At 66.3% G+C, this 24,782-nt stretch carries 21 protein-coding genes; 12 read left to right on the forward strand and 9 right to left on the reverse strand.

Features of this window, described 5'->3' with window-relative positions; genetic code table 11:
* Window positions 1-154 precede the first annotated feature (154 nt).
* From OKW30_RS31170 to OKW30_RS31180, 3 genes are all read left to right on the forward strand, one after another.
* Complete coding sequence (locus OKW30_RS31170; RefSeq protein WP_429348501.1) at window positions 155-1,318, forward strand: MFS transporter; 1,164 nt, start codon at window positions 155-157, stop codon at window positions 1,316-1,318.
* 95 nt (window positions 1,319-1,413) lie between these two features.
* On the forward strand, window positions 1,414-2,706 hold the full coding sequence (locus tag OKW30_RS31175) for a chloride channel protein (protein ID WP_184069442.1): 1,293 nt from the start codon (window positions 1,414-1,416) through the stop codon (window positions 2,704-2,706).
* A gap of 43 nt (window positions 2,707-2,749) precedes the next feature.
* Entirely contained in the window at window positions 2,750-3,409 is a 660-nt protein-coding gene (locus OKW30_RS31180; RefSeq protein ID WP_187629241.1) for a hypothetical protein, read from the forward strand.
* 458 nt (window positions 3,410-3,867) lie between these two features.
* Here the strand turns inward: OKW30_RS31180 and OKW30_RS31185 are convergent, their stop codons facing one another.
* Entirely contained in the window at window positions 3,868-4,092 is a 225-nt protein-coding gene (locus OKW30_RS31185) for a hypothetical protein (RefSeq protein ID WP_429348502.1), read from the reverse strand.
* Window positions 4,093-4,170: 78 nt separating this feature from the next.
* Window positions 4,171-5,076, reverse strand: coding sequence for an NAD(P)H-binding protein (locus tag OKW30_RS31190; RefSeq protein ID WP_429291131.1), 906 nt, complete (start codon window positions 5,074-5,076; stop codon window positions 4,171-4,173).
* Between the two features lie 238 nt (window positions 5,077-5,314).
* Between OKW30_RS31190 and OKW30_RS31195 the strand changes: the two genes are divergently transcribed.
* Entirely contained in the window at window positions 5,315-6,226 is a 912-nt protein-coding gene (locus OKW30_RS31195; RefSeq protein WP_429348503.1) for a helix-turn-helix domain-containing protein, read from the forward strand.
* A 33-nt stretch (window positions 6,227-6,259) separates the two neighbouring features.
* Here OKW30_RS31195 and OKW30_RS31200 read toward each other — a convergent pair whose 3' ends face one another.
* The 3 genes from OKW30_RS31200 to OKW30_RS31210 form a co-directional block, all read right to left on the reverse strand.
* A complete protein-coding gene (locus tag OKW30_RS31200; protein WP_429348504.1) occupies window positions 6,260-7,111 on the reverse strand; it encodes an anti-sigma factor family protein in 852 nt (283 codons plus the stop codon).
* Window positions 7,108-7,626, reverse strand: coding sequence for a sigma-70 family RNA polymerase sigma factor (locus tag OKW30_RS31205; RefSeq protein WP_018421072.1), 519 nt, complete (start codon window positions 7,624-7,626; stop codon window positions 7,108-7,110). Before OKW30_RS31205 ends, OKW30_RS31200 begins: the two co-directional genes overlap by 4 nt.
* 160 nt (window positions 7,627-7,786) lie before the next feature.
* Window positions 7,787-8,512 carry an anti-sigma factor family protein gene (locus OKW30_RS31210; protein ID WP_429348505.1) on the reverse strand — a complete coding sequence of 242 codons (726 nt, stop codon included), beginning with the start codon at window positions 8,510-8,512 and terminating at the stop codon, window positions 7,787-7,789.
* Window positions 8,513-8,678: 166 nt separating this feature from the next.
* Here OKW30_RS31210 and OKW30_RS31215 point away from each other — a divergent pair, with 166 nt between their 5' ends.
* From OKW30_RS31215 to OKW30_RS31250, 8 genes are all read left to right on the forward strand, one after another.
* Window positions 8,679-8,951, forward strand: coding sequence for a DUF4148 domain-containing protein (locus OKW30_RS31215; protein ID WP_184069395.1), 273 nt, complete (start codon window positions 8,679-8,681; stop codon window positions 8,949-8,951).
* 206 nt (window positions 8,952-9,157) lie between these two features.
* Window positions 9,158-10,213: a catalase family peroxidase gene (locus OKW30_RS31220; protein WP_429349198.1), complete on the forward strand. Its 1,056-nt coding sequence runs from the start codon at window positions 9,158-9,160 to the stop codon at window positions 10,211-10,213.
* Complete coding sequence (locus OKW30_RS31225; protein WP_184069397.1) at window positions 10,210-10,749, forward strand: cytochrome b; 540 nt, start codon at window positions 10,210-10,212, stop codon at window positions 10,747-10,749. Before OKW30_RS31220 ends, OKW30_RS31225 begins: the two co-directional genes overlap by 4 nt.
* A 197-nt stretch (window positions 10,750-10,946) precedes the next feature.
* Complete coding sequence (locus OKW30_RS31230) at window positions 10,947-14,444, forward strand: SNF2-related protein (RefSeq protein WP_429348506.1); 3,498 nt, start codon at window positions 10,947-10,949, stop codon at window positions 14,442-14,444.
* Between the two features lie 988 nt (window positions 14,445-15,432).
* Window positions 15,433-16,173 (forward strand): response regulator transcription factor, encoded by a 741-nt coding sequence (locus OKW30_RS31235; protein ID WP_187629247.1) that lies wholly within the window; start codon window positions 15,433-15,435, stop codon window positions 16,171-16,173.
* Window positions 16,170-17,621 carry a FecR domain-containing protein gene (locus OKW30_RS31240; protein ID WP_429348507.1) on the forward strand — a complete coding sequence of 484 codons (1,452 nt, stop codon included), beginning with the start codon at window positions 16,170-16,172 and terminating at the stop codon, window positions 17,619-17,621. The genes OKW30_RS31235 and OKW30_RS31240 overlap by 4 nt, the downstream gene beginning before the upstream one ends.
* A 66-nt stretch (window positions 17,622-17,687) precedes the next feature.
* The gene (locus tag OKW30_RS31245) at window positions 17,688-20,174 is read left to right on the forward strand and encodes a CHASE2 domain-containing protein (RefSeq protein ID WP_429348508.1); all 2,487 of its coding nucleotides are present in this window, start codon (window positions 17,688-17,690) and stop codon (window positions 20,172-20,174) included.
* A 42-nt stretch (window positions 20,175-20,216) separates the two neighbouring features.
* Complete coding sequence (locus tag OKW30_RS31250) at window positions 20,217-20,831, forward strand: DUF4136 domain-containing protein (RefSeq protein WP_429348509.1); 615 nt, start codon at window positions 20,217-20,219, stop codon at window positions 20,829-20,831.
* 36 nt (window positions 20,832-20,867) lie between these two features.
* Here the strand turns inward: OKW30_RS31250 and bluB are convergent, their stop codons facing one another.
* From bluB to cobA, 4 genes are read right to left on the reverse strand one after another with little or no spacing between them, the layout of a single operon-like run.
* Complete coding sequence (gene bluB / locus OKW30_RS31255; RefSeq protein ID WP_429348510.1) at window positions 20,868-21,527, reverse strand: 5,6-dimethylbenzimidazole synthase; 660 nt, start codon at window positions 21,525-21,527, stop codon at window positions 20,868-20,870.
* Window positions 21,511-22,890, reverse strand: a complete 1,380-nt coding sequence (locus OKW30_RS31260) for a cobyrinate a,c-diamide synthase (protein ID WP_429348511.1) — start codon at window positions 22,888-22,890, stop codon at window positions 21,511-21,513. Before OKW30_RS31260 ends, bluB begins: the two co-directional genes overlap by 17 nt.
* A gap of 3 nt (window positions 22,891-22,893) precedes the next feature.
* Window positions 22,894-23,496, reverse strand: coding sequence for a cob(I)yrinic acid a,c-diamide adenosyltransferase (gene cobO, locus OKW30_RS31265; protein ID WP_018421084.1), 603 nt, complete (start codon window positions 23,494-23,496; stop codon window positions 22,894-22,896).
* A complete protein-coding gene (gene cobA, locus OKW30_RS31270; protein WP_429349199.1) occupies window positions 23,493-24,743 on the reverse strand; it encodes a uroporphyrinogen-III C-methyltransferase in 1,251 nt (416 codons plus the stop codon). Before cobA ends, cobO begins: the two co-directional genes overlap by 4 nt.
* Between the last annotated feature and the right edge of the window lie 39 nt (window positions 24,744-24,782).

Below are 24,782 nucleotides of genomic sequence, written 5' to 3' on the forward strand. Positions count from 1 at the left end.
TGCGCCGCGGAATCGCGTGACTTCGACGTGTCCTCAGCTTGCCGGTCAAGCACGTCCGACTGCAGCATCGGCAGCTATCTTCACCCAGCGACTGCTGGGTTTTTTTTTACACGATATGAGCGCAACTTCCACATCGGCCACTTCCCGCTCGCGCATGAGTGCGCTCGAGCTGCGAGCGACGCTGTCGCTCGCAGCGATCTTTGCACTGCGCATGCTCGGTCTCTTCATGATCATGCCGGTGTTTTCGGTGTATGCGAAAACCATTCCCGGCGGCGACAATCTCCTGCTGGTCGGCATCGCGCTGGGGGCGTACGGCGTCACTCAATCGCTTTTCTATATCTTCTACGGCTGGGTTTCCGACAAGGTTGGCCGCAAGCCAGTTATCGCGACGGGTCTCGTAATATTTGCGATCGGCAGCTTCGTCGCCGCGGGGGCACACGATATTGTGTGGATAATCGTCGGTCGCGTGATCCAGGGAATGGGCGCCGTTTCCTCCGCGGTGCTCGCTTTTATTGCCGACCTCACTACCGAGCAGCACCGCACAAAAGCAATGGCGATGGTGGGTGCCTCGATCGGCATTTCTTTTGCGGTGGCGATCGTGGGTGCGCCTCTGGTGTTCCACTGGCTCGGGATGAGCGGCCTGTTCTCGCTGGTCGGCGCGCTCTCGATTCTCGCGGTGGGCGTGGTGATCTGGGTCGTGCCGGATTCGCCGAACCGGCCCGTCCACTTGCGGGCGCCATTTGCCGAAGTGCTCCACAACGTCGAGCTGCTGCGCCTGAACTTCGGCGTGCTCGTACTGCACGCCACGCAAACGGCGCTGTTCCTTGTGGTGCCTCGCCTGCTCGTCGACGCAGGGCTGCCGGTCTCGTTGCACTGGAAGATCTATCTGCCGGTCATGGGTATTGCATTCGTCATGATGGTGCCGGCCATCATTGCCGCGGAGAAGCGGGGGAAAATGAAGGCCGTGGTCGTCTCTGCAATCGGTCTGATCCTCATTGGCCAGCTATTGCTTGGCTCGCTCGAACATACACTCGTTATCGTGCCCGCCGTGCTGTTCGTGTATTTCCTCGGCTTTAACATCCTCGAAGCGTCGCAGCCCTCGCTCGTCTCGAAGCTCGCGCCGGGCGATCGGAAGGGTGCGGCCACGGGCGTGTACAACACCACGCAGTCGATCGGCCTTGCCCTCGGCGGCGTGGTTGGCGGCTGGCTTCTAAAACACAATGGCGCGAACGCGGTGTTTTACGCGTGCTCCGGGCTCGTATTGTGCTGGCTCGCAATCGCGTTCAATATGAAGGTTCCGTCACCGCGGAAAGCCTGAGTCGCGCTTCCGGCGCGAAATGCAGCCGGTGAGGGCGTCGCCGGAAAAAACCCAGAAGAAAAATAGGGGAACAGATCGTGCGCATTCTCGCGCTGATGGACCGTCGAAAGCTGCAGCGCATCAACCGGTTATGGCTCCACTATGGCGTGTTCTGGTTGGGGGCGATCGCCGTAGGCCTGGTCGCGGTGCTTTACGCGAAGCTGATCGATTTCGGCTACGCTGTGTTCCTTCGCTATGCGGCTGACCGGTTCTGGCTGCCTCTGATTGTGGCGCCCGCAACAGGCGCCGTTACGGTGTGGCTTACACGGCGCTTCTTTGACGGTTCCGAGGGCAGCGGTATCCCCCAGGTGATCGCCATGCTGCACGGGCCGAACGAACTCGGGCCACGGCTGCTTACACTGCGTATTCTCGTTGGGAAGATTCTGGTCTCGTTCCTGGCCCTGCTCGGTGGCTTTACCATCGGCCGCGAAGGTCCGACCATTCATGTTGGCGCCGCCCTGATGTTCAGCCTGAGGCGCTTTTACCCGAGGCGTTTTCTGGCGATCCGGCCGGGCGTGCTGGAGCGCAGACTCGCGCTCGCGGGTGCGGCCGCCGGTTTGTCGGCGGCATTCAATGCTCCGCTCGCAGGCGTGGTGTTCGCCATTGAGGAACTCATGCGCAGCTTCGAGGAGCGCGCGAGCGGCGTGCTGATCACGGCAATCATCTTCGCTGGCGTCGTTTCACTTGGGCTTCAGGGAAACTATGTGTATTTCGGCACGATCGATATCGGGTCGGGATTGCCCCGATGGATCAGCCTCGCCGTAGTGCTGATCGGTGTCCTTGCGGGCGCGCTAGGGGGATGCTTCTGCTGGCTGTTGCTCAACACGAAGCGCTGGATGCCCGAAGTTCTGCTTGAACTGCGCGTGAAGCGGCCTGTGCTGTTCGGCGCGCTATGCGGCCTGGTCATTGCGGTCGTCGGCGTGAGCGCAAATGGCCATACATTTGGCAGCGGCTATGCCGAAGCGCGGAGCATGCTGGAAGGCAGTGCGCATGTCAGCGCGGCATACCCGCTCCTGAAGATGGTCTCGATGGTGGGATCGTATCTGCCAGGCGCGCCCGGAGGCCTGTTCGCCCCGTCGCTTGCGATCGGGGCTGGCATCGGCAACACGGTTCACATGGCGTTCTCGCAGATCCAGCTTCCGATGCTCATCGCGCTCGGCATGGTCGGCTATCTGGCGGCGGTCACCCAGAGCCCAATCACGGCGTTCGTGATCGTCATCGAGATGATCAACGGGCACGCGCTCGTTATCTCGCTGATGGCCACGGCGCTCATCGCGAGTCGCGTCTCGCGCTTGTTTGCGCCACCGCTGTACGAGGCGCTCTCGGAGCGTTATCTGCGCAAGCCGTGAGGCAAAGGCGACGGTAGGTCGAACAGACATCGACGGAGTTCATATGGGGATCGCAGACAGAATCGAAAAGCGTCTATTGGGCATGGCGCGCGTGCTATGTCTCATCGCGCTAGTTGGCGCCATCCTGGCGATGATCGCATTAATGTTTGCGCTTGGCGTTCCGAGGACGGCAGCTGTTATCACAGATCCGCCCGTCAGCGCGAGCGAGGTACTCTCTTCGATAGCGGGTTCGGAGGCGGCCAATGACGGTCTGAAGATCGGCAGCGCGAACGGCAACGCCATGGCGGATGTCGCTGGCGCCGCGGGATTAACTATCCCCGCTCCGCTTAATGCCCTGTTGAACCAGAATAATGCAAGCCAACCGCTGCTCAAGGCGTGGCTCGAGCGTATTCCCCAAGCCGACCGACAGCAGTTCCTGGATGAACTGTCCGACGTTGTTGCGGCTGCCGGGCAGCACGCTGCTACGTGGGAATGGGACAACCGCGAGCGGTATGTTGCAGCGGCCATGGATCAGTATGCCCGTGTCAAGATTGGGCGGATTGATGCGGCCCAAAGCGCCGTTCAGGCGGCAGAGGGCAAAAACGCTCAGTTCGGTTCGTCGCTGGGAATTCTTCTCGCGTTGACAGGTTTCCTGACTTTGCTGCTACTGCTCACAGCGATCGAGCGCAATACGCGTAACAGCGCGGTGAAAAGACAGGAATGAGCTGGCGCGACTTGAGATGGGATGCCGATGTAAGGTGTTTTCTGTTGCACCAGCTGTTCTGAACCGGCGCCGGCGCGAACCGAAGCTTGCCGGCGGAATGTCACAGCAGACCGATCGTAGCTAGCGCGGCTACGTAGCGGCGCTGCATTAAGACCTCAGCTCGTGGTTGTATCTTAAAAGTCGTCGTTGTGGTCAGAGAAGCTCGAAACCCTGGTTCAGGGTTGATCGCGTTGAAAAAGGCCGTGACCCGACTGTATCGCTGACAGTATCAACCTCTCAGTGGTCCGGCGTAAGCGTTGGCGTAGGGTTGTACGAGAAGGCTCGCCCGCGTCACCATTTCGACGAGAACGAGTAAACCGGCTCGATAAGCGGGTTGGTGGCGGCTTGCGGCGCGGTGCTTGCCACCAGGCCGGCACCGTCAGCGCCGCTTGACCCGCCCGCGGCTCATGACTGAGAAGCTAGAACACGCCGAAATCGTCATTGCTGTTGGGAATCGCCACGAGCAGGTTGGCAAGCGCACGCCAGCCCATGAAGCTCGATAGCCTTATCGCTATGCGCAGCCAGCGCTCGGCGCGTAAGCTCGGGTGCATTGACGGTGTTGACGCTACGCACTGCATCCGTCGCAGTGCATTTTTCGTTGATCTGGCGTCGATCGATGCGCGAAGCAACGGGCAGGTCTGCATGCTATCTCTCCAGTGTTGAACGCCTTCGACGCTGTTTGCGCCGCGCCACGCCGTCCGCTTGCCCTACATCCACGCGGATCACCGCGCCGCCGCTGCCGTACCGGCCACGCCCGATAGCAGCGCCCTCAACACCTGTCGCAACGTGGTGGCGCCGAAGCGTCGCTCGCTGATATTCGCCTCGACGTCGATGCGTCCAGCGTTGTGCGCGTCGTACAGATCGACGATCAGTTGGGCGTGCCGCTCGCCGAGCCCGGCGCCGCGCAGCACGGCACTCCATTCGTCGCGCGGCACCCGGTGGGCGATAACCGGCCGCCCGGACAGTTCCGCCAAGGTACGCGCGACGTCGAGCGCACTTACCCGCTCTTTCCCTTCGATACTGACCACCCGTGGCGTCGCGCGCGAAGGCCCTTCATCGAGCAGCAACTGCGCGGCAAGCTCGCCGACGTCCTGCGCCGCGACGGTCGGAAACAGCTTGTCGAGCGGATCATGCAGACTCGGCAGCGCGCCCCGGCCGAGCGCGACCGGCAGCACGCGTGCCCAGTTCTGCATGTGCTCGGCGGCGCGCAACAAGATCAGCGACGACGCGACGGTGCGCAACTGCGTTTCGAGGTAGTGGAACAGCGTCGTGATGCCGGTGCCATCCGCGTGCTCGGCGCCATAGTCGGACAGCGCGAGGAGCCGCGGTGGCGCGCTCATGCGCAAAGCCGCGACGCCCGCGTCGATGATGCGCCGCATCGCGGCCGCGGGATCGTCATGCGCTCGCGGCACCGGACAGAGCCATTGCACTGCCTGCGCGCCGTCGATCGCGCGCGCGACCAGCTGTGGGTCGTTCAGGTCGGCGATCGCGATCTCGCAGCCGATTGCCGCGAGCGCTTCGGCTTGCGTTGCGTCGCGCACCACCGCGCGTACCTGGTGGCCCGCGCGACGCAAGGCGGTTGCGCTCGCGTGTCCCACGTGACCGGTCGCTCCGAAAATGACGAACACGTTGTGCTCCTTTTGAGGATCGCTATGACGTGATGGTAGGGACGCGGTGCTCGCGAGGCGCTCAGATCTGGATGACTTTGCGCAGATCTGGATGATTTTTTACGCCGATGCCGCGCAGGTCGCGCGAGTCGCGTTGGCTGTTCGCGAGCTACGAAATTCCGTCACGCCGGCGAACCTGCCAAAACCGCCGCACAATGCAGGCATCTCGCCGTCATTCAGCTCACTCAGGAGACAAGCGATGAACGCCGTCACCCCGATTCCCGCGCCTGCGCCGCACAGCGGCTCGCGCATCGCCGTGCGCACGAGCAGGGCGCTTGGCTGGCAAGGCTTCGGTGCGGAGCTGGTCAACGTGTCGGCCGGTTTGCATCGGATGCCCGCGTTTCGCCATCATCGCGTGGGCGTGCACGTTGGTGCGCCGGTGACTGCGCGCTGTCTGTGCGATGCGCGCCGCCACACGCGGATTCAGGCGCACGGCGACGCCGACGTGATCCCCGCGGGGCTCGAAGGTCAGTGGAACGATGACGCCGCCTGCACGATTTTCAGCGTCTGGTTTGCCGAGGACTTCGCGCGACGGACCGTCGAGCAACTCGCGTTGAACTCGGCCGACGCGCAGCTGCGCCCGCGCTTCCAGATGCGCGATCCGCGCTTTCAGCATCTCGCCTGGGCGCTGCGCGCGGAGCTCGAAGCGGACGACGCGTCCGATCCGCTCTACGCCGAAAGTCTGTGTACGGCGATGCTGGTGCGTCTGATCGGCGTCGAACCCATGCCGGGCAACCGGCGGCGTACGCTCGCGCCGCGCACGGCCGCACGTGTGATCGAGTTTATCGACGCGCATCTCGATCAGCGTCTGACGCTCGACGAGCTTGCCGCGCAGGCGCAACTGAGCGTGCCGCATTTCAAGGCGCTGTTTCGCTACACGCTCGGTGTGCCCGTGCATCAGTACGTAGTTCAGCGCAGGGTCGAGCGCGCGCGAACGCTGCTGCTGCAAGGACGCCTCAGCGCAAGCCAGATCGCGCTCGAAACGGGCTTTGCGCATCAGAGCCATATGGCGCACTGGATGTCGCGTTTGCTCGGTGCAACGCCGCGTGAACTGCGCGGCGCCGCGCGCGATGACGCGGCCATGTCGGGGCAGGAGAAGACACGACGTTGATGCGCGAACGGCGCGGCGCGGAACCCATCCGCTTCAACCGGGCGCGGCCCCCGTCAACTGCGCATAGACATCATGCGCGAGCTGCAGCAGCTCCTTGCGATCGATCCCACCCGACACCGCGTAGCCAAAATCGCCGTCGACCCAATAGAACACGTTGACGGGCCCCGCCTGATACAGCTTGAACGCGGTCGTATTCGCGTTCTCGCGACGATGCGCGATGCACAGCGTGACGCGCTCGCCGTTCGGTCCGCGATACATGAACTGCGCGGTCGGACCGTCGTCGCCGGGCAGCAGGCGGCCGCCTGACAGCATGAATCCGCTCTTCGACAGCATCGGCGGATGGACCTCGGTGCCGAGCCGGTTCGCGAGCCATTGCACGAAGTCCTGCTCGCGATCGGCGCTCATGTCGCCCGGCCGGTCGATCGCCGGCATGTAGACGACGTGCGCGAGCGCCGCCTGGCGCGCGAAGCCCTCGGCGCTGTCCGCGCTGACCGGACGATTTCCGGCCTGCGCTTCGGCCCCTGGGTCGGTTCGATCGATCGCAATCAGTGGAATCAGATCGTTCCTGTGCATGCCGATGCCCACGCCGAGCACGAGCGCCGCGGCCATGCCCGCGAACTGCGCGGCAAAACGCGGCCAGTTCGCGGCCGCTCGCGCGCGGCGCGGCACACCGGTCTGCAGACGCTTCGGCACGGGCTCGCTGAGCACGCGGTCGTAGCGCTCGTGAAGCAGACCATTGAGCGAAAAGTAATCGCTGACGCGCGCGGCCAGCTCCGGATTCTGTTCGAGCGCGCGCTCCACCTCGTCGCGCCGCTCGCCGGACAGCGTGCCGTCCACGTACGCGTGCAAGTCTTCTTCGCCGATCGGCATTTGCGGCTCGCTCATCGCACCACCTGTAATTTCGCACCGGGCTGGGCGCCCGCCATCAAAGCCCGCAGCCGTTCGCGTCCGCGCGAGAGCCGCGACATCACCGTGCCGATCGGAACGTTCAGCGCGAGCGCGACATCGGCATAGCTCATCTCCTCGAGACCGACCAGCAGCACCACCTCGCGCTGTTCGACCGGCAGCCGCTGCAACGCGTAGTCGAGGTCGCGCATTTCGAGCGAACGCGTCTGGCCCGACGGCACCGCGAGCTCGCTTTCGGCGATGCTGTCGTCGTCGACCGCGACGTGGACCGCGCGTGCCGACGCCTTGCGCGCCTGATTCGCGAAGACGTTGTGCATGATCGTGAACAGCCACGCGCGCAGATCGGTGCCCGGTTGGAACAGACGGGTGCGGCCGAGCGCGCGCTCGAGCGTGTCCTGCACGAGGTCGTCGGCGAGCTCTCGATTGTTGATCAGCGCCCGCGCATAGCGCCGCAGACGCGGCACGTGCTCGATCAGCTCGTCACGGACATCCATGGTTGCTCCCGGTCCCAAGGGGCGTGGGGGTGGCATCGGCTTCACTCGCGTCGGTATCGATACGCGCCGGGCCGGTCGCGGAGGCTTCCGTCGCACGATGCGTTCGAACTGCAAACACCTGTCAGCGCATTTTATTCCGCGAGGGCCGCGCGCACCGGCGTCAGCGCGCGCTCATCACGTCGGCGGCGCGCATCAGGCCGTGGGTGCGCGCATTGCCCGCGACGACGAAACGCTGCCGCTGCGCGGTCCACGTCAACAGCCGCAGCTCGCCGATGCGGCGCGCGGCCCACTGCGGCTCTTCCCGCGCAAACGGCGCCGCGGCCGACAGCACGACCACCGGTTGCTGATCGCCGTTCAGATAGACGAGTTGGTCCGCACGCTGCAATGGCCCGAGCCGCAGCACGCGTTGCTCGACGAGGCGCAGGCCGATCGCGCCGAGATCCGGCGCGGCTGGATCGACGCGCGTCGGCGATGCCGAGGAAAAGGGCCGTGCGGTGGCTTCGGCGAGCGCCATCACGGCGGCATTATCGAGCGCTCGTGCCGACACCTGAGTCGCCAGGAGCCAACCGCTGATGGCGCTCAGCATCAGCGCGAGCGCGACGAGCGCGACGAGCGTTCGGCGTGCGCGACCACCCGGTTGCGGGCGCATGCGCAGCGGGCGCGATCCGCCGAGGTGCCCAGGCGCGGGCTCCTCGGCGGTCTGAAACGTGGCCTGGATCTGTGCGTTCAAGCGGTCGTAAAAGGCGACACGCCGTGCTTCCGCCGGATGCTTGCCGAGGTAGTCGCGCAGCGACGCGGCGCGCTCGGGCGTCAGCGTGCCGTCCGCATAGGCCTGGATGTCGTCTTCGGAGAGCGGAGCGCCGGAGGGGCGGTAAGTCGAGGTCATGATGATGCGCGGTCTTGATTGCTGCTATCGGACGGCAAACACAGCGGCGGGGACATTTATTCCCCGCGCCGGCGATGTTTTTTTCACGCCGCGAATACAGGAATAAACGCTGCCCACCCGTGGTTCTCCCTGGTGCGAACCCGCACAACTCTCCAAGGAGTCGATCATGAAAAAGTTTTCGTTCGTTGCTTTGTCGTTCGTCGTTCTCGCCGCTTCGTCGAGCGCGTTTGCGCAGGGCAAGACACGCGCTCAGGTGTACCAGGAACTGATCGAGGCGCAGCAGAACGGTCTCGACTACATCACCGACGCGTCGTATCCCGATGTCAGTCCCGTGTTCGCACGTCAGGTCGAGCAGCGCAAGCAGGCGCTCGCCGCGCAAGCGGCGCTCGCCGCGAGCCACGTCGCGAACTCGGGAGCGCCGGCCGTTGGCACCCATTGAAGCAGCATCGGCCACTGGCGCGCGAATGGGTTTGAATGTGCGCGCCAGGGCCGGATGGAATAGACCGTAGCGAGGCGTGTTCGCCCGTACGTTGGTCGATGATTCGATCGACCCATCGATCGAATCATCGATCCATCCGGCAAGGAGTTTCCGTGACACCACCCTTCGCACCCAAACCCAACCCCGCCGGTTCCGACCCGCGGCCGATCTGCGTGCCATGCCGGCTCGCCGCGATCGGCGCGGTCGCGCTCGCGCTCGCGGGCGGCTTCGCCTACACCGCGGGGTGGCTGACGCCCGCGCGTCTGACCGCCCCGCGCATCATCGATACGTTCGAGGCGGTCACGGGCCCGCATCCCGGCTATCGACGCAATCACGCCAAGGGCCTGTGCGTCGACGGCTATTTCGACAGCAACGGCAATGGCGCGGCGCTGTCGCACGCGGCAGTGTTCGCGCCGGGCCGCACGCCGGTGTCGGGTCGCTTCGCGGTGCCCGGCGGCAATCCGTCCGCGCCCGATACGAGCTCGCCGGTGCGCAGTCTCGCGCTGCAGTTCCGGCTTCGCGATGGCGAACAGTGGCGTACCGGCATGAACTCGACGCCGGTGTTCGCGGTGCATACGCCAGCGCAGTTCTATCAGCAATTGCTGGCCACGAAGCCCGACCCTGCGACCGGCAAACCGGACCCCGCGAAGCTGAAGGCGTTCTACGCGGCCAATCCCGAGACGCAGCCGTTCCAGCGCTGGGTCAAGTCGCACGCGCCGTCGTCGAGCCTCGCGAACGCCGCATACTACGGCATCGACGCGTTTCTGTTTACCGATGCCCACGGCACGACGCGCGCCGTGCGCTGGGCCGTCGTGCCCGACACGCCTTACGCGCCGATCACCGCGGCGCAGCAGGCCGAAAAGAACTTCCTCGCCGCCGAGCTCGACGAGCGTCTGCAACACGGACCGTTGCGCTGGCATCTGCTGTTGACCGTCGCGCAACCGGGCGACCCGACCAGCGACGCGACGCTGCAGTGGCCCGACGACCGCCAGCGCGTCGACGCGGGGACGCTCGTGATCGAACGCACCACGTCGCAGGAGGACGGCGCCTGCCGCGACATCAACTTCGATCCGACGATCGTGCCCGCCGGCGTCGCGCCATCGGACGATCCGCTGCTCGCCGCGCGCTCTGCGGCCTACGCACAGTCGTTCCAACGCCGCACGCGCGAGGAGGCGCTGCATCCCGCGATCCATCGAACCCAGCCAAACGGAGAGCCTTCATGACGCGCACCCGCACTCACTTCAGTCCGCTCGCGCGGCTGCTGCACTGGACGATGGCGCCGCTGATCGTCGCGATGCTGTTTATCGGCGTGGGCATGGTGGCGACGGTATCGCGTGCCCATGATGCGTTGGTCGCGCTGCATCGGCCGCTCGGCATCGCGTTGCTGCTGCTCGTGCTGGTGCGACTCGCGGTGCGCGTGATGCGCGGCAGTCCGCCATTGCCCGCGCGCATGTCGAAGCCGCAACGAATCGCGGCGCATGCGTCGCACCTCGTGCTGTACGGGCTGATGCTCGCGATGCCGCTGATCGGCTGGGCGATGCTATCGGCGGCCGGCTATCCGATCACGCTGTTCGGTCCGCTGCATCTGCCGCCGATCGCACCGCACGACGTCGCGCTGTTCGCGCTGCTGCGCGCGCTACATACGTGGCTCGCGTTCGCGTTGTTCGCGACGGTGCTGCTGCATCTGGCGGCGGCGTTGTTGCATGGGCTGATCCTGCGCGACGGGGTGTGGGGCAGCATGGCCCGCGGCGAACGCTAACATGGGTCGAACCGCGGCTTGACCGGGTTGCTCCCGAACTGTCCAGATCGCCCGCCCTGGCGATTTTCGTCCAACGCGTAAAATGGCCGGTTATCACTGGCAAATCGCAACTGGACAGAATCGGCCGGGCGTCGCGCGGCGCCCCGTCATGGTCCACGCGCGCTTGCCTTCGCCGGTTTGAACAGGAATGCACGCGGATGTCATCAGTTTTCTTCGATCGGGAAAGGATTGCGGCATGGCTCGGTGAGCGCACCGTCGCCAAGGCGCGCTCGGTGGGCGCGGTCAGCAACGTCAAATGGCAGGGAGACACGCTGTCGGGCGACGTGCAGGGCTCGCAGCCGCGGCCGTACCTGACACGGGTTCGCTTTCGTACCGATGGCGGGTCGCCGTGGGCCGAAGGCAAATGCACGTGCCCGGTCGGCCGCAATTGCAAGCACGTCGCGGCGCTGCTGCTCGCGGAACTCGACTACCACGACGAGATGGATCACATCACGCAGGTCGAGGACGACAGTGACCCGGCGACGTCGGAGGTGTTCATCGCGCGACGGATTGCGGCGCCGGGCGCGCCGCCGGCGCCATCACCGTCTCCCTCTTCATCTCAAGGTGTGCGACCCGAACTGGTCAGCTGGCTCGAGCGTTTTCGCGCGCGCGCCCGCGCGGCCGACGCCGCCGAAAAAGACGCCGCCCGGAAGCTCGACGCCACGCGCAAGGAAACGCTCGCCTATCGGCTCAACTGGTCGCGTTTTCATATGCGCCACGAAGTCGTGCTGCATCGCGCGCGTTGCGACGCGGACGGCGTGATCGTCGAAGTCGGCGACAGCTGGGGCGACGTCGAAGGCGCGCTGCTCAGGCAGCCGCGCTTCGTGTCCGACGAAGACCTGTCGATCCTCCGCGGCCTATGGCTCGGTCGCTCGCGCGAGGACCTGGGCCAGTTCGTGCTGCGTGGCACGAGTGGCGCGGAAACGCTGCAGAAGCTGATCGCGACCGGGCGCCTGTTCTTCGACTTCGGGATCGCGCCGGGCCAGGCCGGACCGACGCCGCTCGCGCGCGCCGCCGACCGCCTCGGGCGCATCGAATGGGAGCCGCTCGCCGACGAGCGCCTGCGCCCGGTACTGCGCACCGAACCGCGCGCGAGCATGGTGCTGCCGACCGAGCCGGTCTGGTACGTGGACGGCGTCGCCAACGAGGCGGGCGTCGTGCCACTGTCGCTGCCGTTCCAGCAACTGCCCGACTACCTCGCGATGCCGCCGATCTCGCTCGCCGAGGCGCCGCTCGTCGCGTCGGTGCTGCGTGAGATCGCGCCCGAGTTGCCGCTGCCGCCGACCCACGACGCGCCCGCGATTCGGGTGATCGACGTCGAACCGGTGCCGGTGCTGACGCTGAACAGCCATGCGCTGCCCGGCGCGGGGAAGGGCATCAAAACGGCGAAAACCGCGAAGGCCGCGGAGCGCAAGTCCGCCGCGGTAGAACTGGCGGCCGCGAGCTTCGACTACGACGGTGTCAGCATCAACGCCGACAGCAGCGTGACGCTGGTGCCGCTGCCGGGCGGCGACGTGATTCACATCCGCCGGCGCTACGACGCCGAGAAAAAGCGTCTGCTGGAATTGCGCAAGACCGGTCTGCAAAAGGTGCCGACGCGCAACCTGCATGCGTCGCGTCTGTTGCCCGACACGATGCTCGGTCTGCCCGACACCGACGCGTGGTCCGGGTTCGTCAACGACGCGGTGCCGGATCTGGTCGCGAAGGGCTGGCGCGTGACGATGGCGCCCGAGTTCCGCTACAACGTGATCGAGATCGACGCGATCGACGGCACCGCGCAGCAGGCCGGCGACGGCTGGTTCGATCTGGAGATGGGCATTCGCGTCGGCGAGCGCAACGTGCGGCTCGAACCGCTGCTGGCCGATCTGTTCCGGCGCGACCGGCGCTGGCTCTCTGGCGCGCTGGAGCGTATTCGAGACGACGAGCCGATCGAGCTGAAGACCGAGGAGAACAAGCGCCTGCGGTTGCGCGCCGATCGTCTGAAGCCGGTGGTGCGCGTGCTGGTCGATCTGTTCGATTCGCTCGGCGGCGCGCTTGCCGAAGGCGCGCCTCTGCGCGTGCCCGCGGTCGATGCGGGTCGCCTCGATGCGCTGCACGACACCGGCCGCTGGCAGTTCAGCGGCGACGATTCGATCCGCGAGCTCGCACGCCGTCTGCAAGCCGGTCCGGGCCTGCGCGAAGTGCCGGTGCCGCGCGGGCTGAAGGCCGAGCTGCGCGGGTACCAGCACCAGGGCCTGAACTGGATGCAGTTCCTGCGCGAGCAGGATCTGGCCGGCGTGCTCGCCGACGACATGGGCCTCGGCAAAACCGTGCAGACGCTCGCGCACGTTCTCGCCGAGAAGGAAGCGGGGCGGCTCACGCATCCCGCGCTGATCGTCGTGCCGACCACGCTCGTGCACAACTGGCGCGAGGAAGCGCGCCGCTTTGCGCCGGAGCTGAAAGTGCTGGTGCTGAACGGGCCGCACAGAAAGGAGCGTTTCCAGCAGATCGGCGAAGCCGAGCTGATCCTGACCACTTATGCGCTGTTGTGGCGCGATCAGAAGGTGCTCGCCGAGCACGACTATCATCTGCTGATTCTCGATGAGGCGCAGTACGTGAAGAACGCGACCACCAAAGCCGCCCAGGCGATTCGCGGCTTGCGGGCGCGGCATCGGCTGGGCCTGACGGGCACGCCGCTCGAGAATCATCTCGGCGAGCTGTGGTCGCAATTCGATTTTTTGCTGCCGGGCTTTCTCGGCAGCCAGAAGGACTTCACGCGACGCTGGCGCAATCCGATCGAAAAGAACGGCGACGACGTGCGCCGCGCGTTGCTCGCGCGCCGCATCCGGCCGTTCATGCTGCGCCGTCGCAAGGACGAGGTCGCGAAGGAGCTGCCGCCGAAGACGACGATCGTGTGTCCGGTCGATCTCGAAGGCGCGCAGCGCGACCTGTACGAAACCGTGCGCACCGCGATGCAGCAGAAGGTGCGCGCGGCGGTCAGCGCGCAGGGGCTCGCGCGCAGCCACATCATCGTGCTCGATGCGTTGCTGAAGCTGCGCCAGGTGTGCTGCGATCCACGGCTCGTGCGCACCGCCAGCGGTATCGCGGACGGCGCTGCCACGGGCGGCGGCGAGCGCGCGATGCGCTCGGCCAAGCTCGATCTGCTGCTGTCGATGCTGCCCGAGCTGATCGAGGAGGGACGCCGCGTGCTGCTGTTCTCGCAGTTCACCGGCATGCTCGCGTTGATCGCCGAGGCGCTCGACGAAGCCGCGATCCCGTACGTCATGCTGACGGGCGACACGGCCGATCGCGTGAGCCCGGTCGAGCGGTTCCAGCAGGGCGAGGTGCCGCTGTTCCTGATCAGCCTGAAGGCCGGCGGCGTGGGGCTGAACCTGACCGCCGCCGACACGGTGATCCACTACGACCCGTGGTGGAACCCGGCCGCCGAGAACCAGGCGACCGACCGCGCGCATCGGCTGGGACAGGACAAGCCGGTATTCGTGTACAAGTTGATCGCGGCCGGCAGCATCGAGGAAAAGATCGTCGCGTTGCAGGAGCACAAGGCCGGGCTCGCCGACAGCATTCTCGCGGAAGATGCGGCCGGCGCCGCAAAGTTCTCGGACGACGATCTCGACGCGCTGTTCGCGCCGATGCCGGACATCGAAGGCGCGCGTTGAACGCGCGAGCAAGCGACCGAACGAGGCAACGCAGACGGGCCACGCAGACACGCAAGGGGAAATCTGACGCGCCGCAGCAACGCCAATGGGGGCCACACTGTAACAAAGCGTCTGTGTATGTAAATTACCGTCGACGGAGCCTTCAACTCATACCAATTTCGAAGTCGCGCTGTGTAGGACTTGCGCGTCGCGCGCGCTGGTGCGGCGCGTAATAACTACTTCGCCAACGGTTACAAAGGAAGTTCTTTCATCTTGAGCACGGCTTTTCCGCGGGCTAACGTGACGTTACTCGTGCGGTTAGACCCCGGCGAGCGTGTGTAGTGTTTATGGGCGGCGTTGCTTCGACAGGGGCAGCGCCGCATTTTTTTTGCCGCGGCCCTAACGCTGCGCATCACCCGCTGACGGTCCGTCTCGCAGCGCGTCATCGCTCGGCCAACAATGTGAAGCAGTCAAGCCGACTGCCTCGAATGACAACTCGACCGGGACAAAATCTAACAATGTTTAAACGATTTATTTTGAGATTATTCTTATACTGAACACGCAATTGTTAAATAAGAGTACCTGAAAGGAATCTTAAAACCGATAAGCGAGCGTGGTCAAAAAGCCGCTCCAGCAAGGATCTTCCGTCCGCAGTGTCACTTCCTTCCGGCGCCGGCTAGTGTTGGCAGACCAGAAAAACCTGAAAAGCGCGTCAGCCGTTTCTGATTAGGGTTTTCGCGACGGATTGCCGGTACACGGCAAACGGGAAGAAAGAAGGTTTTCGATTATCATGATCTGCCCTGCATAATCGCTATGGAAATTACATTTATGCGCTGATTTCTGTTTCATGAAAGCAGCGTCATGGCGGGGTACGGCGAGGGACCATTAATCAGAAAGTAACAGCCGGAATTTTTTGGGAAGCCGGATCGGCGGTGCTGCGCCGTCATCCCGGTCGTCAGCCGGTATATCGGCCATCAGCCATGAAGGCGCTGTTGCGTTGTGGGGTGTTATGAGAATTGCAGTCCTCGATGATGATTCGGCTCAGGCCGACCTTGTGTGTCAAACGCTGTCCGCCGCTGGACACGTCTGTCACGCGTATGGCGCAGGGCGCGAACTCGTGCGCCAGTTGCGTCGTCAGACGTTCGATCTGCTCGTGCTCGACTGGAATGTTCCCGACATGTCCGGCGAAGAAGTGCTTCGCTGGGTGCGCGAAAGCCTGTCCGAGCGCCTGCCGGTGCTGTTCATGACGAGCCGCGGCCGCGAAACCGACATCACTTCGATTCTGAATACCGGTGCCGACGACTATCTCGTCAAGCCCGTGTCGGGCGCCGTGCTGCTCGCGCGGGTTGGTTCGCTGCTGCGGCGCGCGTATTACCTGAAGCCGCCGGCAACGAGGGAAGTATTCGGCGACTTCGAGTTCGACCTGAGCGTCAAGCACGTCGTGGTCCGCGGCACCCCGGTCTCCGTCACGCAGAAAGAGTTCGAACTCGCGCTGCTGCTGTTCCAGCATATGAGCCGGCCGTTGTCGCGCGCACACATTCTCGACGTGATCTGGAAGCAGGCCACGGACATCCCGTCGCGCACGATGGACACTCATGTGTCGATGTTGCGCAGCAAGCTCGGTCTGCGCCCCGAGCACGGTTATCGGCTCACGCCGATCTACGGCTATGGCTACCGCCTCGAGCGGATCGAAGCCGACACCCCACCGGCCGCCGACGACGAACCCACTGAAGACGCGGGGGAAGCGTGACGGTCTGCGTGGATGGGGCGGCATCGGGCAGCGCCGCCATGCCCGGCCGCCGCGCCGCCGCGTGGCTTGCCGCGGCCTGTCTGATTGCAACGGGCGCGACCGGCTGGAGCGCGCTCGCGCACGCGCAGCCCGCGCGCGGCAAGACCGGAGCGAAGGCGTCGCCGGTCTACGCTTCGTACACGACGCACGAGGGCGACACGCTGTATGACATCGCCGCCCGCTACATGGCCGATCCGACCGACTGGGCGCTGTTGAGCAGCCTCAATCACGTGCCCGCGCCGCGCCGCATGGCGGCCGGCATCGTGCTGCGTTTGCCGTCCCGAAGGCTGCGCCAGGATCGGGACACGGCTCGCGTGGTCGCGACCAGCGGTCCGGTCGAGCACGCGTTCGACTCGAGCCCCTATCTGCCGCTGAAAACCGGTGAAACGCTGGCCGAAGGCGATCGCTTGCGCACCGGCGCGAACGGGTTCGCGACGCTCGAACTGCCGGGCGGCTCATACGTGACGGTCGCGCAGAACGGCGAACTCAATATCGAGAGACTGCGGCACGTCACGCTGACCGGCGTCGCCGATCGCGTCTTTGAACTGCGCGCCGGCGAGGTCGAGAGCCAGGTCACGCATGCGAAGCGACGCGATGATCGCTTCCAGATCCGTTCGCCTTCGGTGGTCGCCGGGGTGCGCGGCACGCGTTTCCGCGTCGATTACGACGGCGACACGCAAACCACCGCGGTGGCGGTGCTCGACGGCGCGGTCGGCGTCGATCCGGCCGCGCAGCATGGCCAGAGCGCCGCGCCGGCGCCAGGCAGGCCGTTGCAGGCGTCCGAGCAGCTGGTCGAGGCAAGCTTCGGCAACGTCACGCACTCGGGCGGCGCGGTCGGCAGTCCGGTCCAGCTGTTGCCCGCACCCGCGCTCGCGCGGCCGGCGAGCGTGCAGGACGGCAAGAGCGTCGCGTTCGACGTCAACCCGGCCGAGCACGCGGTCGGCTATCGGCTGCAGATTTCGCACGACGCCGATCAACTGGACCTGGTGCGAGACCTGCGCGTGAGCGCGCCGCATGCCGACTTCGGCGATCTGCCCGACGGCACGTACTTCGTGCGCGTCGCGTCGACCGATAGCAACGGTCTCGACGGCCTGCCGAACGTGTATGCGTTCGAGCGCCGCCAGTTGGGGCTGGACGCTTCGGCCGCGCAGCGCGCGGGTAGCCGCGACTACGAGTTCCGCTGGTTCGTCAGCCGCAGCAACGTGCCGACCCGTTTCCGCTTCCTGCTCGCGAACACGGCCGAACTGAGCCATCCGGTAATCGATCGCCCCGATCTGCCGGGCGGCGAACTCGTGATCAGCGATCTGCCCCCGGGCGTCTACTACTGGACGATCGTCGCCGAGCAGTTCGACAACGGCCGCTTCTACGAAAAGAGCAGTCCGGTCCGGTCCTTTACGCTTGCGCGCTGACGCTGGTAGATTCTCGGGGCCGGCCTGCTGGCCGGTCCGTCCTCCCGTTCCCGACTACATCGTCCCGTGCCCGCCACTTCTACGCGAATGAGCCTCGATCCGCGCGCCCGTCTCGGACGGCGGGCGGGCCGGCGCTTTCTGATCGAGTGGGTCAGCGTTGGCTGTCTCGGTCTCGTGGTGATCCTGCTGACGTCGTTCGGGCGCGTCGGCGCCGGCATCGATCTGCTGGTGTACGACCAGTTTCTGAAGCTGCGCGAGCAGCCGCGGCTGTCCGACATCGTCGTCGTCGAGATCGACAACGCGAGCATCGACGCACTCGGCCGCTGGCCATGGCCGCGCAGCGTGCACGCCCGGCTGCTCGAGCAGATCGCCGCGGCCAAACCCGCCGCGGTGATCTACGACGTACTGTTCACCGAGCCCAATGTCGACGACGTCCAGCTCGCCCACGCAATTGCGCTGAGCCCGACCTATCTGCCCGTGCTGCTGACGCCGCCCGATGCGAGCGGCAAGCGCACCGTCGATGAACCCGTCGCGCCGCTCGCGCAGGCTGCTGCCGGGCTCGGTCATATCAATTTCGAAGTGGACAGCGACGGCATCGTGCGCAGCGTCGCGCGCTTCCAGGGCGACGAGCGCTCGCGCTGGCCGCAACTGACGGTGCTCGTCGCCGACGCGGTCGAACACGGCAAGCTGCATCTGCGCGGCGGCAGGCCGCCGCGCCCCTCGAACGAGCCCGCACGCGGCAGCGACGACGGCGGCGAAGAGCGCTTCCTGATTCCGTTCGGCCCGAACGCCGCGAACTACCGAAAGCTCAGTTTCGCCGACGTGCTCGCCGGCAAGGTGCCGGCCGATCAGTTGCGCGGGCGCATCGTCGTGATCGGCGTGACGGCGTCGGGTCTGTACGACCGCTTCGCGACACCGGTATCGGGCGAGCTCGGTCCGCTGCCCGGCGTCTACATCCACGCGAACGTGCTCGACACGCTGCTGAGCGGCCGCGAGATCCAGCCGGTCGCGCTGTGGATCGTGTTCGCGGCGGCGCTCGGGCCGCTCGCCGCGCTGCTCGCCGGCTTCCTCGTGCTGTCGCCGCGCCGCTCGTTGTTGCTGACCGGCGCGCTGGTGCTGCTCGCCGCGACCGGCAGCGCGCTGCTGCTGTACGGCGGCAGGCTGTGGATCTCGCCGGTGCCGGCGATCCTCGGCGTCGTGATCGTCTATCCGATCTGGAACTGGCGACGCCTCGAAATGACGATGGCGTATCTGCGCGGCGAACTGCAACGTCTCGCCGACGAGCCGCATCTGCTGCCCGAGACGCCGAAGCGCCGCCGCGAATTCGGCGGCGACGTGCTCGCGCAGCACATGGCGCTGATGGCGCAGGCCGCGCAACGGGTGCAGGACATGAAGCGCTTCGTGTGGGACAGCCTCGATAGCGTGCCGGAGCCGATTCTCGTCAGCGACGTGGCCGGCGTCGTGCTGATCGCGAATCACGCGGCGAAAGCGCATTTCGCTCGGCTAGGCGCGCCGATGCCCGAAGGCCAGCCGATGCAGAGCGTGCTCGGCGGCCTCACGCTCGTGAAGACGATCGACACCGGTGCGGCCACGGACCACGAGCGCAATCTGTCCGCGCACGCGCACTGGCCGGCGCTGCTCGATCCGACGCGCGGCGAGTTCGCGGCGCTGATGGCGCAGGGCGTCGAGGTGCGCGACGCGAACGAGCGCGACCATCTGCTGCGCTATGCGACCTGCACCAACGCGCAGGGCGAGACGACCGGCTGGATCGCCGGTCTCGTCGACGTGTCGGCGCTCCATGCGGCCGAGCGTCAGCGCGAAGACGCGCTGCGGCTGCTGTCGCACGACATGCGCTCGCCGCAGGCGTCGATCATTGCGCTGGTCGAGATCGAGCGCGCGCGGACCGAGCCTGCGCTCGCGCGCAGCGTGCTGGAGCGCATCGAACGCTACGCGCAACGCGCGCTCACGCTTGCCGACGACTTCGTCCAACTGGCCCGCGCCGAATCGCAGGCCTATGTGCTCGAGCCGCTGAGTCTGACCGAACTCGTCATCGATGCGAGCGACGAGGTCTGGCCGCAGGCGCATGCGAAGCGCATCGCGCTGCATACGGAATCCGGCGACGACGCCGACGACGATCCCTGGATCTGTGCCGACCGCTCGCTGATGACACGCGCGCTCGTCAATATCCTGAACAACGCGGTCAAGTACAGTCCGCCCGACACGCGCATCGTGTGCAGCTTCACTGGCCAGCCAGCGGCAAAGCGCGCGGGCAGCGAGGCGCCGCGCGTGTCGTGCACGATCCGCGACCAGGGCTATGGCATTCCTGAGGAGCAGCAAGCGGGATTGTTCGAGCGCTTTCGCCGTTTTCACGAGGCGGAGCGGCCGGAAGTGGGTGGGGCGGGACTCGGCATGGCGTTCGTCAAAACCGTCGTCACGCGCCATGGTGGCAGCGTCGAAGTCGTCAGCGCGCCCGGCGAGGGGACGGCCTTCACGATCTGGCTGCCCGCGCTCGACGACGCGCCCCTCGACGAATCGATCGCACCGCGCGTCTGATGCGCGTTTGATGTATTCGATGTACTAGAGAGAAAACAAAAAATGGCAAAGATCGCTCACCTCTGTGCCGCGCTGGCCGCGGCGAGCCTCGCCGCTTGCGCGGGCCTGAGCGCCGACGTGCACACCGTCTCCGCTAACGGCGCCGACCGCGCCGTTGCGCTGCAAGGCGAGCAGACCTATTCGCTCGCGCGCACGCAGCCGCAGGACGACAGCGTCGACCATCCTCAAGTCGAAAAGCTGTTGCGCGACGAGTTGGCGAAACACGGGTTCGTCGATACGGCGGGAAAGCCCGCGCATTATCTGCTGTCGATCGCGTACAGCACGCGGCCGGCGTCGATCGGCATCGGCGGTGAGGATTGCGCGCCCGCCGATTGCGGCGCGGGCAGCGACGGTCCAGGCGCGCTGCTGTTTGGGCACAAGTATCAGCACGCGCTGACGCTGCGCTTTTTCGACTACGCGAGCGGCGCCGAGCGCTACAAGGTCGGCGCGGTGTTCATGGATCGCGATGCGGACCCGCTGCATGCACTGCCGTTGCTCGTGAAAACCGCGCTCGCGAAGCTGCCGTTCGATGCGCCGGCCGACTGGCGTGTGAAGCTCAGCATCGACAAGACGAGCGGTGTGCCGAACGTCGACTCGATGGAGCCGCTGCAGCGTTAAAACACAGCCTCGGATCGCCGGGGCCGCGAGTATCAGTTATTCCTGCGCCGGCTCGTCTCGCGGCCAGCGGTTTTCGAACACGCAATCGGCGAGCGGCAGACGGCTCGCCCAGCGCTCCGTTTCGAGCATCGGCTCGCTATAGAAGGCAGCGACGTGGCCGAGGCACAGAATCGCGACCGGCCGCGCGCCTTCCGGCATCTCCAGTAGCTCGTGCACCGCGTCGACATCGAATAGCGACACCCAACCAAGCCCGAGTCCTTCCGCGCGCGCGGCGAGCCACATGTTCTGGATCGCGCACGCGACCGACGCGAGATCCATCTCCGGCAGCGTGCGACGGCCGAAGACGTGTCGCTCGCGCCCGTCCATCAACGCGATCACCAGCAGCTCCGCGCATTCGCGCATGCCTTCCACCTTCAGCTTCATGAACTCGTCGCGGCGCTTGCCGAGCGCGTCGGCGGTGGCGAGCCGTTCGCGCTCGACGATGTCGCGCAAGCCCGTGCGCAGCGCCGCGTCGGTGATGCGCACGATCCGCCACGGCTGCATGTAGCCGACGCTCGGCGCGTGATGCGCCGCGTCGAGCAGACGCCGCAGCACCGCCGGATCGACCGGATCGGGCACGAAGTGGCGCATGTCGCGGCGTTCGTAAATCGCGCGATAGACCGCATCGCGCTCGGAGTCGTCAAAAGGTTTCGCCATGAAAGAGGGCGGCCGTGAAAGCCGGGTTGGAGGGCCAGTAAGCGTGCATATAGGTTGCCACAATCGGGCCCACGCGGAACACCGCTTCGCCGCGCGCGTCGCTGTGCGCGCGCGTGGCGAAGCGCTGCGGCGCTAGCGGCGTCGCGAGCTTCGAGTAGTGGAACGTGTGGCCGGTCAGCGTGCCGTGGACGCCATCGATCTGCTGCATGCCGAGCGACGTGAAGCGCGTTTGCATCGTCGCGTGACCGGGCAGCAGGCCCAGCATCGGCGTGCTAGTGCCTTGCGCGTCGGTCAGCGTGTCGAGCAGATAGAGCATGCCGCCGCACTCGGCGACCAGCGGTTTGTCCGCCTCGACGTGCGCTCGGATCGATGCTGCGCTGGTCGAGTTGCCCGCGAGCGTCGCCAGATGCAGCTCGGGGTAGCCGCCCGGCAGATAGAGCGCGTGCGTGCCGGCGGGCAACGCTTCGTCGGCAAGCGGCGAGAAATAGCTGAGCCGCGCGCCGAGCGCTTCGAGCAGCGCGACGTTGGCCGGATAGATGAACGAGAACGCGGCGTCGCGCGCGATCGCGATGTGCTTGCCTTCGAGCAGACGCGGCAGCACTTCGGGCGAGGGCACGCCGAAATCGACCGGCGGCGGCAGTTCGGCGAGCGCGGTCGACGCGAGCGTATCCGCCGCGCGTTCGAGGCGCGCTTCGAGATCGTCGATTTCATCGGCCTGGTGCAGGCCGAGGTGGCGGTCGGGCAGTGTGATCTCGTCGCTCGCGGCGAGGTGGCCGCACCAGCGCAACCCGGGCGGCAGCGCTTCCTGCAGCATCTGCGCGTGCCGGGCGGAGCCGACGCGATTCGCGAGCACGCCGTGGAACGGCAGTTGCGGCCTGAAGCGCGCAAGGCCGAATGCGAGCGCGCCGAAGGTCTGCGCCATCGCCTGCGCGGAAATCACCGCGAGCACCGGCACGCCGAACGTGGTCGCCAGATCGGCGCTGCTCGGCGTGCCGTCGAACAGGCCCATCACGCCTTCGATCAGGATCAGATCGGCTTCTTGCGCCGCCCGCGCGAGCAGGTTGCGGCATGCGCTCTCGCCGACCATCCACAGATCGAGCGACAGCACCGGCGCGCCGCTCGCGCGCGCGAGGATCATCGGATCGAGAAAATCCGGTCCGGTCTTGAACACGCGCACGCGACGTCCGAGCCGCCGGTGATAGCGCGCGAGACCGGCGGTGATCGTGGTTTTGCCTTGTCCCGACGCGGGCGCGCTGATGAACAGCGCGGGGCACGCCGCGGAGCAAGTCCCCTGGGGGCACGCCGCGGAGCAACTCCCCTTGGGGGGCGCCCCGGACCAAGCCCCGTTGGGGGACGCCGACATCGCTCAGAACTCCACGCCGCGCTGCGCCTTCACACCTTGCTCGCGATACGGATGCTTGATCGCGCGCATTTCGGTGACGAGGTCGGCGGCTTCGATCAGCGCGTCCGGCGCATGGCGTCCGGTCACGACGACGTGCAACATCGGCGCACGCGCGTTGATCACCGCGAGCACTTCGTCGAGCGGCAGGTATTCGTACTTCAGCACGGTGTTCAGCTCGTCGAGGATCACCATCTGGTAGTCGCCGCTTTCGATCATCCGCCGCGCTTCGTTCCAGCCTTTGCGCGCGGTCGCCATGTCGGCCTCGCGGTTCTGCGTGTTCCACGTGTAGCCGTCGCCCATCGTGACGAAATCGCATTGCGCGATCGCGCCGAGGAAATCGCGCTCCGACGTATGCAGCGCGCCCTTGATGAACTGCACGACGCCGAGCCGCATGCCGTGGCCGAGCACCCGCACGGCCATGCCGAACGCGGCCGTGCTCTTGCCCTTGCCGGTGCCGGTGTTGACGATCAGCAGGCCTTTTTCGACGGTCGCGCTGGCCTGCTTCTTTTCGTGGCCTTCGCGGCGGCGTTCGGTCATGCGTTGATGTGATTCCGGATCGGTTTTCATCGGGGGTCCTGGTTTTGAGAGGCGGGATGGGATGGGGTCGCGTCGCTAAGGGCAGCGTTGTTCGCCGCTGCGATCGCCACCGTGATGCCGGCGTGCGCGGTCTTGCGTACGATCAGACGCGCGTTTTGCGCGGTTGTGGTGGAGTCCGGCGCCGTTGCCGCCAGCAGCGCGCACGGCTCGCACACACCATCGACGCCGAGATGCGCGTGTGCCGCCGCCGACGGCGACGCGACCGGTACCGCGGCGATCTGCTCGCGGCTGAACAGTTGCAGCGGCAGCTGATGACGTGAGCAGAATTCGAGCAGACCGGCTTCGTTGGCTTTGGTGTCGATCGTCGCGATCGCGCGGATCTGCTCGAAGGCATTCGATCCGAGCGCTGCGCGGACGGCGGCTTCGATCTCAGCGGCTTCGCTGTGCAAGCGGCAACCGATGCCGACGCTCAGCGTTTTGATCGCGCGTCCGAGTCCGTGTCTTGTCGCGCTCGCTGCCAGTTCGTGAGCAACGCCGGCCTCGCGTTTGGCCGCATGACGCGCCAGTGCGAGCGACGCCACACCGCCGATCACGACGATCGCCGGCGAGCCGAGCCCCGCGCGCGCCACCGCCTCGGCGAACTCGCGAAGCGGCGCGAGCACATGACGCTGCTCAGGCCGCGTCGCTGACTCGATCGCCGCGCACGGCGTGTCGGCGGACATGCCGGCCGCGAGCAATTCGCGGGCGATCTCGCCGAGCCGGCGCATGCCCATATAGATCACCAGCGTCATGCGCGTCGCGGCGAGCGCGGCCCAGTCCGGTTCACCACTGCCGCCGGCGCCGTGGCCGGTGACGAACACGACGCCCTGCGCGTGATCACGATGCGTGACTGCGATACCGAGCGCCGCGGGCGCCGCGATGCCGGCCGTGATGCCGTTGATCACGTCGACTTCGCTACCCGCGGCCTGTAGTGCCTGCAACTCTTCGCCGCCGCGGCCGAACACGAACGGATCGCCGCCCTTGAGCCGCGCGACGCTGCGCCCCGCGCGCAGATGCCCGAGCATTTGCGCGACGATGTCGGCTTGCGGCGTCGACGGATGGCCGCCGCGTTTGCCGACGTACACGACTTGCGCGTCGGTGCGCGCGAACTGCAGCACGTCGGGATTCACCAGATCGTCGACGAGCACGACATCGGCCTGCGCGAGCGCGCGGGTGGCCTTCAGCGTGATCAGTTCGACGTCGCCGGGACCGGCGCCGATCAGCCAGGCGCGCGTCATCGCGGCGTGCATGGCGCGCGCCATGCGGTGATGGAAGAA

This window comes from Paraburkholderia sp. Clong3 (assembly GCF_050436485.1).
Classification (GTDB): domain Bacteria; phylum Pseudomonadota; class Gammaproteobacteria; order Burkholderiales; family Burkholderiaceae; genus Paraburkholderia; species Paraburkholderia tuberum.

What these genes read in the sequence shown, in the direction of transcription:
- OKW30_RS31205 (WP_018421072.1), bottom strand. Translation starts at nt 7,626, where the DNA reads ATGGATGTCCGTGACGAGCTGATCGAGCACGTGCCGCGTCTGCGGCGC.
- OKW30_RS31230 (WP_429348506.1), top strand. Translation starts at nt 10,947, where the DNA reads ATGTCATCAGTTTTCTTCGATCGGGAAAGGATTGCGGCATGGCTCGGT.
- OKW30_RS31200 (WP_429348504.1), bottom strand. Translation starts at nt 7,111, where the DNA reads ATGAGCGAGCCGCAAATGCCGATCGGCGAAGAAGACTTGCACGCGTAC.
- OKW30_RS31235 (WP_187629247.1), top strand. Translation starts at nt 15,433, where the DNA reads ATGAGAATTGCAGTCCTCGATGATGATTCGGCTCAGGCCGACCTTGTG.
- OKW30_RS31175 (WP_184069442.1), top strand. Translation starts at nt 1,414, where the DNA reads ATGGACCGTCGAAAGCTGCAGCGCATCAACCGGTTATGGCTCCACTAT.
- cobO (WP_018421084.1), bottom strand. Translation starts at nt 23,496, where the DNA reads ATGAAAACCGATCCGGAATCACATCAACGCATGACCGAACGCCGCCGC.
- OKW30_RS31210 (WP_429348505.1), bottom strand. Translation starts at nt 8,512, where the DNA reads ATGACCTCGACTTACCGCCCCTCCGGCGCTCCGCTCTCCGAAGACGAC.
- OKW30_RS31250 (WP_429348509.1), top strand. Translation starts at nt 20,217, where the DNA reads ATGGCAAAGATCGCTCACCTCTGTGCCGCGCTGGCCGCGGCGAGCCTC.
- OKW30_RS31225 (WP_184069397.1), top strand. Translation starts at nt 10,210, where the DNA reads ATGACGCGCACCCGCACTCACTTCAGTCCGCTCGCGCGGCTGCTGCAC.
- OKW30_RS31215 (WP_184069395.1), top strand. Translation starts at nt 8,679, where the DNA reads ATGAAAAAGTTTTCGTTCGTTGCTTTGTCGTTCGTCGTTCTCGCCGCT.
- cobA (WP_429349199.1), bottom strand. Translation starts at nt 24,743, where the DNA reads ATGACGCGCGCCTGGCTGATCGGCGCCGGTCCCGGCGACGTCGAACTG.
- OKW30_RS31185 (WP_429348502.1), bottom strand. Translation starts at nt 4,092, where the DNA reads ATGCAGACCTGCCCGTTGCTTCGCGCATCGATCGACGCCAGATCAACG.
- bluB (WP_429348510.1), bottom strand. Translation starts at nt 21,527, where the DNA reads ATGGCGAAACCTTTTGACGACTCCGAGCGCGATGCGGTCTATCGCGCG.
- OKW30_RS31180 (WP_187629241.1), top strand. Translation starts at nt 2,750, where the DNA reads ATGGGGATCGCAGACAGAATCGAAAAGCGTCTATTGGGCATGGCGCGC.
- OKW30_RS31170 (WP_429348501.1), top strand. Translation starts at nt 155, where the DNA reads ATGAGTGCGCTCGAGCTGCGAGCGACGCTGTCGCTCGCAGCGATCTTT.
- OKW30_RS31195 (WP_429348503.1), top strand. Translation starts at nt 5,315, where the DNA reads ATGAACGCCGTCACCCCGATTCCCGCGCCTGCGCCGCACAGCGGCTCG.
- OKW30_RS31260 (WP_429348511.1), bottom strand. Translation starts at nt 22,890, where the DNA reads ATGTCGGCGTCCCCCAACGGGGCTTGGTCCGGGGCGCCCCCCAAGGGG.